Raw genomic sequence first — 9,438 nt, forward strand, 5'->3', positions numbered from 1 at the left:
GAATGGGCATGCCAAAAGCGTCTCTAGTGCGGGATGAAGTTATCACATTAACAATCGCAAAAATCCATTCTCTTAGAAGATATGTTTGTGCAAGGCTTGACCCCGAAGGATTCCAAATATGGCGTGTTTGAATCTCGTTTATCCCATAAATTTGGTATGGCTCGTCGACGGGAGTACGAGTCTAATGTTAACTCCTCGTATTCCATGAATATTTACTTGGAGTGAATTGGATGTCGCAAATGTTGACCGAGCGCCAGCAACGCGAACGTAACTACCATCGAGAGCATTTTGACCGTATGCGCGATGCGTTATTAGCCAAACCATTCTCATATGAAGTCTTATCTAAACCATCAAGGCGATGGTGGAATGCCTACTGGCAGATGTTCCACCATATAACGTCAATTGATCTGATCGGAAAAAAGATTCTAGTCGTCGGCTGCGGGGCAGGCGATGATGCACTCCGAATTGCAAAACTCGGCGCAGAAGTCTTCGCTTTTGATTTGAGTTCAGAAGCAATTAACTTGGCAAAGGCTTTAGCAAGTAGGGAGGCTTTGTCTGTTACATTCGAGGAAATGGCGGCTGAGAACCTCCAATATCCAGATCATTTTTTCGATGTAGTCATTGCGCGCGACATACTTCATCATGTGGATGTCACAAAGACAGTGGCGGAATTGGATCGAGTATCTAAACCAGGCGCTGTATGGATAGTGAACGAAATTTATTCCCACTCCGCGACCGAGCTGGTCAGGCGTAATTTTTTCACTGAACGAGTTCTATACCCTTTGATGCGGCATTTCATCTACGGACACGATAGACCGTACATAACAGAAGACGAGAGAAAGTTATCTGAGAGAGATATTGCGAAGATCAAAAAGCCTTTGTCTCATCTCGAAGTCAGTAAACATTTCAACTTTCTTGTTACACGAATATTTCCCGATCGTTGGCAAAATGTCGCAAAGATAGATAGGGTCTTACTTGTTGCATTAGCTCCGCTAGCGCATTTTTTATCCGGTCGTGTACTAATTGTTGGAAGAAAATAGAGGAACATGGAAATCGCGAATTGGATGTAGAAGCAGAATGTTCTATCGAACATTACCGAGCAATGGGGTCAGGCATTACATGAACGCATCTATTTTCAGGTACCTATTCTCGCTGCCCGCACCCAAGAAAATGTGTTTGTGCAGGGCCTGACCCCGATCTTCTATTCGGCTTAATGCTTTGCCTATACATTTCTGCCAGCTGGTACTGGACTTGCTGCCAGCCTTCCGAGGTGGTGAGGGTGTTGTGATCGCTGCCCAGACTCAGCAAAAGATCATAGCCAGCATGGCTGCATCATCAACTAGCATGATGGAGAGCGTTGTCGACCAGAATAGGGTGTTGGCGCTAAATCGGTGGAAAAGGTGTTGGATCATTTTCGTTGGTGCCACCAATCCGGAGGCGGCACTGGCTTAGGCAGACAATGGGGTCAAGTCTTGCATGAATACTTCTGTTTTCAAGTGCCGATTCTCGCGGCTCCCCACAACAGAAAATGCGTTCGTGCAAGACCTAACCCCGAGTTTGATGACCCCTCGTTCTTCCTACACGGTCCGCATTTTCTCCAATTCCCTTAGTGCATGTTTTTAAATTGCCAATCTTTAGCCAAGTCTTCAGATGCGCTACTCGTCCATCAAAAGCCATTTAAAGCCATACGTTATCGTGGCTCGGCGCAGGACAACGATAAATCATGCATTTGCTTCCGCAATCGCTCCGAGCGACGCATACTCTGACAGCCTTGTAAGGGCAGCTGTCCTAGTATTGGGCCAAGATCCCGACAAAGATCTCGCTTGTGCTTACTGCGGTGATCCCGCACAAACTTGGGACCATATATTTGCAACCGTAAAGGATTCGCGCTTTAGTGGGCATGGACATCGACTAGGAAACCTCCTTCCATGCTGCAAACCGTGTAACTCCAAAAAAGGGAACAAGAATTGGCGCGACTATCTAGCCGGACTCAACTTGCCGGACTATGACAAACAGGCGGCGCGCATTGATGCGTACCTAACTAGGTATTCAACCCAAGACTTACTGCCGCAGGAATCCCCCGAATACGAACGCCTGTTACAGATTAAGGAACAGGTCATGACGCTCTTGGCAGAAGCAGATCAAATTGCAAGAGTGATCCGAGATAAGTAATCAAGCACTCCAATAAATGCTGATCGATAACTGTGCTGCTTCGTTAATAACAGCATCAAGCTTGAAAAAACGCCCTTCGTTGAAGGGCGTTTTTTATATGGAGACGCGGTCTCGTTTAGCCACAAGCCCCAATCGCCCCACAAGCCGTACAAAACTCACACCCATCCTTCTTGATGACCGTGGTATTGCCACACTCGCGGCACAATTTGCCATGAATCGTCGGCGCCGGCTTAGCCGCATGCACATGCGCCGGCTCATCCGTCACCACACCCATCGCCTTCACCGGCATCCCCTCTTCCGTGAGAATCCCCAGCATCGCATAGCGATGAATCACCAGCTGCGCAATATACGCAACGGTCGACGGATAGCTGGCCTGCTTCTCGCTGCCCGGCACACGCGCCAGGAAGTCACCGCGCGGTTCCGCGTAGTTGAGCAGCTTGCGCAGCTTCATGCCGATCCATGCCGGGTCGACCACGCGCATGTCGTGCGACAGCAGCTTGCACAGGCCGTCGAGGGTGTGCGGGTGGCCGCCGGTCAGCCACATGCTGTACGGACGGCGGGTGCCGTCGGGCATCTGGAGTTCTTTCAGCATCAGCACGAAGTCGTCTTCGGTGGCCGGGTTGCGTACGTCTGCGACCCAGGCGAGCGTGCCGTCGGTGCCGGTCTTGGGCTCGTGCGGGGCGAACAGGGCGTCGAGGACCGGGGTCGGGTCGTTGTCCTGCTTGTCGAGAGCGCCGAGCTGGTTGTAGCGGAATTCGACAAGCTTGGCGAATGCCGCGGTTGCGCTCGGGACTTGCACGATCTGGCCGGTCGGCGGCATCGGCATCTCGAATGCGTCGCCGTAGGCGCTCGACAGCAGTGCGAGGCGGCGGCGCAGCCAGCCGCGGTCGTTGGCGCGCATGTCGGTGGACAGGGTCTTGGCGATGGCGTCGAGGCCGCGCGGGGGCTGGCCGCCGAGGACCCAGACTTCGAACGGGACGCCGTCCTTGTCGCTGACCGCCACGGCGAACTCGCCTTGCGGGGTGTCGATGATTTCACTGATCCATGCGGAGGCGCCGGCTTGCAGGCGCGGACGCGACGGCCAGCGCAGCGAGGCCATCGGGGGCGCCATTGCGAGGTCTTTCAGCACGAGGCGCTTGTCCTGCTCGGTCAGTTGCATCGGTTGCGGGTTAGTGCTGGCCGGCGCGACCGAAAGCACCGCACCGAGCACGCCGTTGGGGCGGTAGGTGGTGATGCCCTTCAGGCCCTGGCGCCAGGCTTCCATGTAGAGGTCCTTGAATTCCTCGTACGGGTAGTCTTCGGGCACGTTGACGGTCTTGGAAATCGCGGCGTCGATATACGGTGCAACGGAGGCCACCATCAGCATGTGGTTGATGGCGGAGATTTCCAGTGCGGAGACGAAGGCTTCCGGCAGCTTGGTGGTGTCGTTGCCGAGCGCGCGGTAGACGCGGTAGGCGTGGTCTTCGACGGTGTAGTCCTTCTTGGTGCCGTCGGGCATGCGCTTGGTGCGGTTGTAGAACCAGGAGAACGCGGGCTCGATGCCGTTGGAGGCGTTGTCGGCGAAGGCGAGCGAGATGGTGCCCGTCGGTGCGATTGAGGTCAGGTGCGAGTTGCGGATGCCGTGCTTGGCGATCTTGGCCTTGAGGCCTTCCGGCAGGCGGGAGGCGAAGCCGGCCTTGAGGTACTTGTCGGCGTCGAACAGCGGGAAGGCGCCGCGTTCCTGCGCGAGGTCGACCGAGCTCTCGTACGCCGCATCGCGCATCACGCGCGAGATGTTGGCGGCGAGCATGCGGCCTTCTTCGGTGTCGTAGCGCACGCCGAGCATGATGAGCGCGTCGCCCAGGCCGGTGAAGCCGAGGCCGAGGCGGCGCTTGGCGTCGGCTTCGCGTGCCTGTTCCGGCAGCGGCCACTTGGTGGCGATGAGGACGTTGTCGAGCATACGCACGCCGAGCTTGGTGACTTTGGCGAGCAGGTCGAAGTCGAACTTGGCTTCAGCGGAGAACGGCTTTTCGACGTAGGCGGTGAGGTTGAGCGAGCCGAGGCAGCAGCAGCCGTAGTCCGGCAGCGGCTGTTCGCCGCAGGGGTTGGTCGCTTCGATGTATTCGGCGTAGGAAAGGTTGTTTTCCTGGTTGATGCGGTCGAGGTAGAGCACGCCGGGTTCGGCGGCGTTGTAGGTGCTCTGCATGATCAGGTCCCAGATCAGGCGGGCCTGGACCTTCTTGTACACCCACTTGCCGTCGTCGCGCAGGTAGGCGCCCTTGGCCTTGATGTCGCTGTTGGGTTCGACCTTGTGCGCGAGTTCGAATTCGCCGTCGCTTTCAACGGCCTGCATGAAGGCATCGGTGACGCCGACGGAGACGTTGAAGTTGTTGAGCTGTCCCTTTTCCTGCTTGACGGTGATGAAGTCGACGATGTCCGGGTGCTCGACGTTGAGCACGGCCATCTGCGCGCCGCGGCGTGCGCCGGCGGATTCGACGGTTTCGCAGGAGCGGTCGAAGACCTTCATGTAGGAGATCGGGCCGGAGGCGGAGCTGCCGGTGCCCTTGACCATCGCGCCCTTCGGACGGATGGCGGAGAAGTTGTAGCCGACGCCGCCGCCGCGACGCATCGTCTCGGCCGCTTGCGCGAGTGCGGTGTAGATGCCGGGCTTGCCGCCGACGTCTTCGGTGATGGAGTCGCCGACCGGCTGCACGAAGCAGTTGATCAGCGTGGTCTGCAGGCCAGTGCCCGCGGCGCTCGATACGCGGCCGGCGGGGATGAAGCCGTTCTGCATCGCCCAGAGGAATTCTTCTGCGTATTTCTTGCGCAGCTTGGGCTGTTCGATTTCGGCAAGCGCCTTCGATACGCGGGTGATGACCTGGTCGACGGAGGTTTCGTCGCCTTTCGCGTACTTCTCGATCAACACTTCGGTGGAGATGTCTTGCGGCTCCGCGAGCGCGATGACGGCGCTTTCCAGTTTATGCATGAATGGACTCCCTAATAGCCTGTGGCTGTCTGTCTGAATTGGTGGTTGCGGTGGTGAATTCGGTGCGGGGCCGCGATTATACGGCAGCTTTCGCGGTTGCTGCCGGGGCCAGGACGGTAATGAGAGGCGAAAGCATGGATGCGTTCATGGGGCGGCTCGTGGTCCTGGATTGAAGGGGCAGCGGCCGCTGTCGAGGACGCAAAAAATGCTTCCCGGCAGCTGGGCCATCGTGGATTCTAGCGAGCCGCAAAACGCCCCTACCTTGACGCAGATCAAGCATTTCCCGGTCGAATTGATATGCGTCTAAGTGCGGGGAAAAGGGGGGTAACGTGCGGGGTTTTGGTGTTGGATTTCGGGTGGGGGAACGCGACCGTATTTGCGTCCCGTCTCAGTCCTTCTTCCACCTGTTATGCCCGACAAACTCTTCCCAGGTCAGGAAGCCGTCCTTGTCCTTGTCGTAGCGGTCGAAGTGTTCCGCGATATACGGCAGCGATGCCGCCGCCTCGTCCTTGGAGATCTTGCCGTCCTTGTCGGTGTCGGCGGCATCGAACTTTTCCTGCGCCTGCTTGTGCGCAAGGCGGGCCATGTCGCCCTTGCGGCCGTCCTGGTCGAGCTTGGGGACGATGGTCTGGGCGTGGGCGATGCCGGCGGCGGCGAGGAGGACGAACAGGATGGCTGAGGGTTTCATGTCGGTTTCCTTGGATCAACCGTTATATCCTAGCGGGCATCGTACGTCGCGCCCTAGCATCTGGATCAAACCGGCAAAAAAAAACCCGCTGCCTTGCGGTAGCGGGTTAAATCCAATTCTAGGAGAGTTGGAGGAGACAGGAGTAACTATAGTCCCCCAACAAGCGACCGTCTGCTTTATTGTCGTGATAACCGGTATACGTGTTATTTATATCTGAGCAATGTTGCACCGCATTGGTGCATATCAGGGCGTATAAATGGAAAAGCCCGCTCGGCTTCTGGCCAAGCGGGCTTTATTTTGTCTCCTACCCTGTCATCCTGTGATGGATTTTTTTGGAACGGGAATCTTACACTGAAGGGCGGCGGACATGTCATTTCCCTGTCACAAACCGTTGCATCTTGGCAGTTGACAGGAAGCAAAAAGCCCGCTCAAGGGCGGGCTTCCTGGGTTGATACAAGAGTAGATTCCTGGAGCCCTTACCTATCTGGAAAGTGGTCCAGTCAGTGAATCTGCTCTTGTATCCGTACTCGGTGTCGAGTGCGCATGAGGGGACTATACGGGTTAACCCCAAGCCGCGCAACTCAACAATCCTCAAAAAAGCGGCATGTTTTCAGTGCTGTACATCGTTTTGCGGAAGTCGTTTGTGAAGTGACAATCGCGCGCGAAAACCTTGGCCTCGCATTGCTGGTCCAACCGGCATGATCCTCTCCCTGGAGTGCGCCATGCCGACCTTCGTCCAGCACAACAACATCAATATCGTGACCCTGTATCGCGACGACGAAATCGCGGTGCATTGCCAGCCGGGCGACATTGCGCTGAAGCAGGAAGGGGATCACTGGATGACCTATGACGTGCGCACCAGCGGCCAGGTGGTCGCGGCAGGCTTTCCGTGTGAAAGCTATGACAAGGCGCTGGCGGCGGCGAAGGCCGTCGCGGAGAATCCGGCGCGGCCGAAATAATAAGCGGAATTCTCCAAATCGGGAATAAAACACAGTTTTCCCAATTTCAAATTGATCTGAAATAGGGAATTCGGAAATTCCCATTTCTTTCCTGCCGGCATTGCAATCTCCTCGCCGATAATCCCACTCGAATACAAAGGTCTTGAACATGCTCGATGTCTGTTTGACAACGACATCGCGCAACGCGCGAGCACATGTGTGCCTGCAACTGATTGATGTTGGTATCGATGCCGATCTCGAATTTCCTGTCGTCCGGGCGCCTGGTCATGGCGCTGATGTTCGCCGCCGTGCTGGCGGGCTGCGCGAGTCCCGCAATCCGGGGCCAGCTGAGTTACGACCTGCGTCCGCAGAATGAGCGGACCGACCTCGTCTGGCCGCAGCCGCCGGACCCGCCGCGCTATCGCTATATCGGCGAACTGGTCGGTGAACCGAACTTCGTGCCCGTTGAAAAGAAGGATGTCACCGTTGCATCCGCGGTCAACTGGCTGGCCGGGATTTTCGAAGATCCCGATCCCTTGATGATGCTCCGCCCCCAGCATGGCCTGGTGAGCGACGACGGCCGCATCTATGTGGTCGATGCGGGCCGCAGCGCGGTCTTTGTGTTTGACCCCAATCCGCCCGCCGACGGCAAGTCGAACAAGGAAGGCGGACAGCTGATCGTCTGGAATGGCCGCGAAGGCCAGGTCGGCTTCAATGCGCCGGTCGCCATCGCCGAAGTATGGGACGGCGACCTCGCCGTGTCCGATGCCGGTGCGGCCGCGGTGCTGCGCATCAATCGCAACGGCGTGATGGTCAGCCACTTCGGCGAAGACATCCTGAAGCGCCCCACCGGGCTCGCCTTCGACAAGCGCCGCGGTCTGCTGTATGTCGCGGACACGGCAGCCAACGACATCAAGGTCTATGACAACGGCGGCCGCCTCGTCGATACCGTCGGCGGCCCCGGGGAAGACATCCGCTCGCTGAATGCGCCGACCCACATGGCATTCGTCGACGACCACCTGTATGTCAGCGACACGCTCAACAGCCGCATCCAGATTTTCGACGAAGCCGGCCAGCGCGTGCGCGGCTTCGGCGAGCGCGGCATCACGGTGGGCAACATGGCGCGGCCCAAGGGCGTGGCGGCGGACGGCGCGGGCATCCTCTATGTGGTGGAGTCGTATTTCGGCCACCTGCTCGCCTACAACGACAAGTATGAATTCCTGATGGGCATCAACGGCACCGGCGCGAAGAACGACGCGTTCTCGCTGCCGTCCGGTGTGTGGACCGACAAGCAGCGGCGCGTGTATGTCGCCGACATGTTCAACGGCCGCATCGTGGTGTTCCAGCTGCTTGATGCAAAGGACTGATTTCGACGATCCGGCACGGTCAGAATCCGTGCCAACAAAATGGAGTAACACCGATGAAACCCTGGCTCATCCTGATCAATGACTTTTGCCACGACCTGTTTACCGGGCTGTGGTTCGGCAGCTTCGTCACGCTGCTCGTGCTGCGCAACAAGGTGGGCGATCCCGCCCTGCTGAAGGAGCTAAACTACACCTTCACCATCCTGTGCCTGTCTTCGCTGATCGCGATCATGCTGTCGGGGATCTTCCGCTTCTTTTACTACCGCGACTGGGACAGCAAGGACATGGCCGGCATCAAGAAGCGCCTGCTGAAGATCAAGCACGCGCTGCTCGGCGGCTCCATGCTGGGCGGCACCGGCCTGGTGATTTTCTGGGCGCTGTAATCATGAACAGCCCCTCCGACCCAGGACTGGCGGAACGGATCCGTCTCGCCGCACGCGTGCAGGACATGTTCCTGTCCGGCGTGGACGGCGACCCTGCGCCTTTCGACCAGCTCGCGCTGGACATGTTCGCCTACCAGTACCGCAACAACCCTCCCTATCGCGCCTATTGCAATGCACTCGGCAAGGGACCGGGCGTGGTGAAGCAATGGCAGGACATTCCCGCCTTCCCGACCGAGAGTTTCAAGACCGAGCTGGTGACGTCCTTCCCCTTCGATGAAGCGGTGATGGCCAACCTCACCAGCGGCACCACCGCCATCGTGCGCGGGCAGATCTTCCGTGACGAAATCGGCCGCGAACTGGTGCTGGATGCGAACCGCATCATGACCGGCGCCTGGCTGTTCCCGGATTTCGAAAAGGGCGAACGCTGCCGCGTGCTGATCCTTGCGCCCAGCCCGGAGATGGCGCCGTCGATGGGCATGGCGGTCGGCATGGACGAGACGCGCCGCATATTCGGCACACCCGACAGCCGCTTCCTGCTCAGCCACAGCGGCATCGATGTCGGCGCGCTGGTCGAGGCGTTGACCGAATCGGAAACCAGCGGCCGGCCGGTGGCGATGATCGGCTCGACGTCGGCTTTCGTGTTTTTCTTCAATGCCTGCAAGAAGCGCGGCGTGTCCTTCCACCTGCCGGCGGGCAGCCGCATCGGCGACGGCGGCGGTTATCGCGGACGCTTCGGCGAGATGACGCAGGAAGACTACCTGCGCCTCGCGTATGACGTGCTCGGCATACCGGCTTCGCATTGCGTGAACGTGCTGGGCATGGCGGAGAGCGCGACCGGCTACTTCGACAACACGCTGCGGCGCGCGGTCAAGGGACTGCCGCCGGCGAAGCGCATGCGGCAGAACCCGCCGTGGGCGCGCACCGCTGC

General features: G+C 58.2%; 8 protein-coding genes. 6 read left to right on the forward strand and 2 right to left on the reverse strand.

All coding sequences use genetic code 11. From position 1 onward, the window contains the following. The first annotated feature begins 230 nt into the window (after positions 1 to 230). Together AYR66_RS17170 and AYR66_RS30590 are read left to right on the forward strand one after the other, a co-directional pair. Positions 231 to 1,040, forward strand: coding sequence for a class I SAM-dependent methyltransferase (locus AYR66_RS17170; RefSeq protein WP_088708519.1), 810 nt, complete (start codon positions 231 to 233; stop codon positions 1,038 to 1,040). Between the two features lie 610 nt (positions 1,041 to 1,650). Beyond that, on the forward strand, positions 1,651 to 2,172 hold the full coding sequence (locus AYR66_RS30590) for an HNH endonuclease (RefSeq protein WP_420093107.1): 522 nt from the start codon (positions 1,651 to 1,653) through the stop codon (positions 2,170 to 2,172). 115 nt (positions 2,173 to 2,287) lie between these two features. On the opposite strand, the gene AYR66_RS17175 is transcribed toward AYR66_RS30590, so the two are convergent. Both AYR66_RS17175 and AYR66_RS17180 read right to left on the reverse strand, forming a co-directional pair. Further along, complete coding sequence (locus AYR66_RS17175; RefSeq protein ID WP_088708520.1) at positions 2,288 to 5,137, reverse strand: adenosylcobalamin-dependent ribonucleoside-diphosphate reductase; 2,850 nt, start codon at positions 5,135 to 5,137, stop codon at positions 2,288 to 2,290. Between the two features lie 388 nt (positions 5,138 to 5,525). Next, positions 5,526 to 5,825 carry an EF-hand domain-containing protein gene (locus tag AYR66_RS17180; protein ID WP_088709876.1) on the reverse strand — a complete coding sequence of 100 codons (300 nt, stop codon included), beginning with the start codon at positions 5,823 to 5,825 and terminating at the stop codon, positions 5,526 to 5,528. 722 nt (positions 5,826 to 6,547) lie between these two features. On the opposite strand from AYR66_RS17180, the gene AYR66_RS17185 reads away from it, so the two are divergent. From AYR66_RS17185 to AYR66_RS17200, 4 genes are all read left to right on the forward strand, one after another. After that, positions 6,548 to 6,784 (forward strand): hypothetical protein, encoded by a 237-nt coding sequence (locus tag AYR66_RS17185; protein ID WP_088709877.1) that lies wholly within the window; start codon positions 6,548 to 6,550, stop codon positions 6,782 to 6,784. Positions 6,785 to 6,999: 215 nt separating this feature from the next. Then, positions 7,000 to 8,130: an NHL repeat-containing protein gene (locus tag AYR66_RS17190; RefSeq protein WP_088708521.1), complete on the forward strand. Its 1,131-nt coding sequence runs from the start codon at positions 7,000 to 7,002 to the stop codon at positions 8,128 to 8,130. A gap of 53 nt (positions 8,131 to 8,183) precedes the next feature. Continuing rightward, positions 8,184 to 8,510, forward strand: a complete 327-nt coding sequence (locus tag AYR66_RS17195; RefSeq protein WP_088708522.1) for a hypothetical protein — start codon at positions 8,184 to 8,186, stop codon at positions 8,508 to 8,510. A 2-nt stretch (positions 8,511 to 8,512) separates the two neighbouring features. Next, positions 8,513 to 9,438 (forward strand): LuxE/PaaK family acyltransferase (locus AYR66_RS17200; RefSeq protein WP_088709878.1); only part of this gene is annotated, 926 nt, incomplete at its 3' end.

The sequence above is a fragment of the Noviherbaspirillum denitrificans genome (genome assembly GCF_002211445.1).
In the GTDB taxonomy this organism is placed as follows: Bacteria; Pseudomonadota; Gammaproteobacteria; order Burkholderiales; family Burkholderiaceae_D; genus Noviherbaspirillum; species Noviherbaspirillum denitrificans.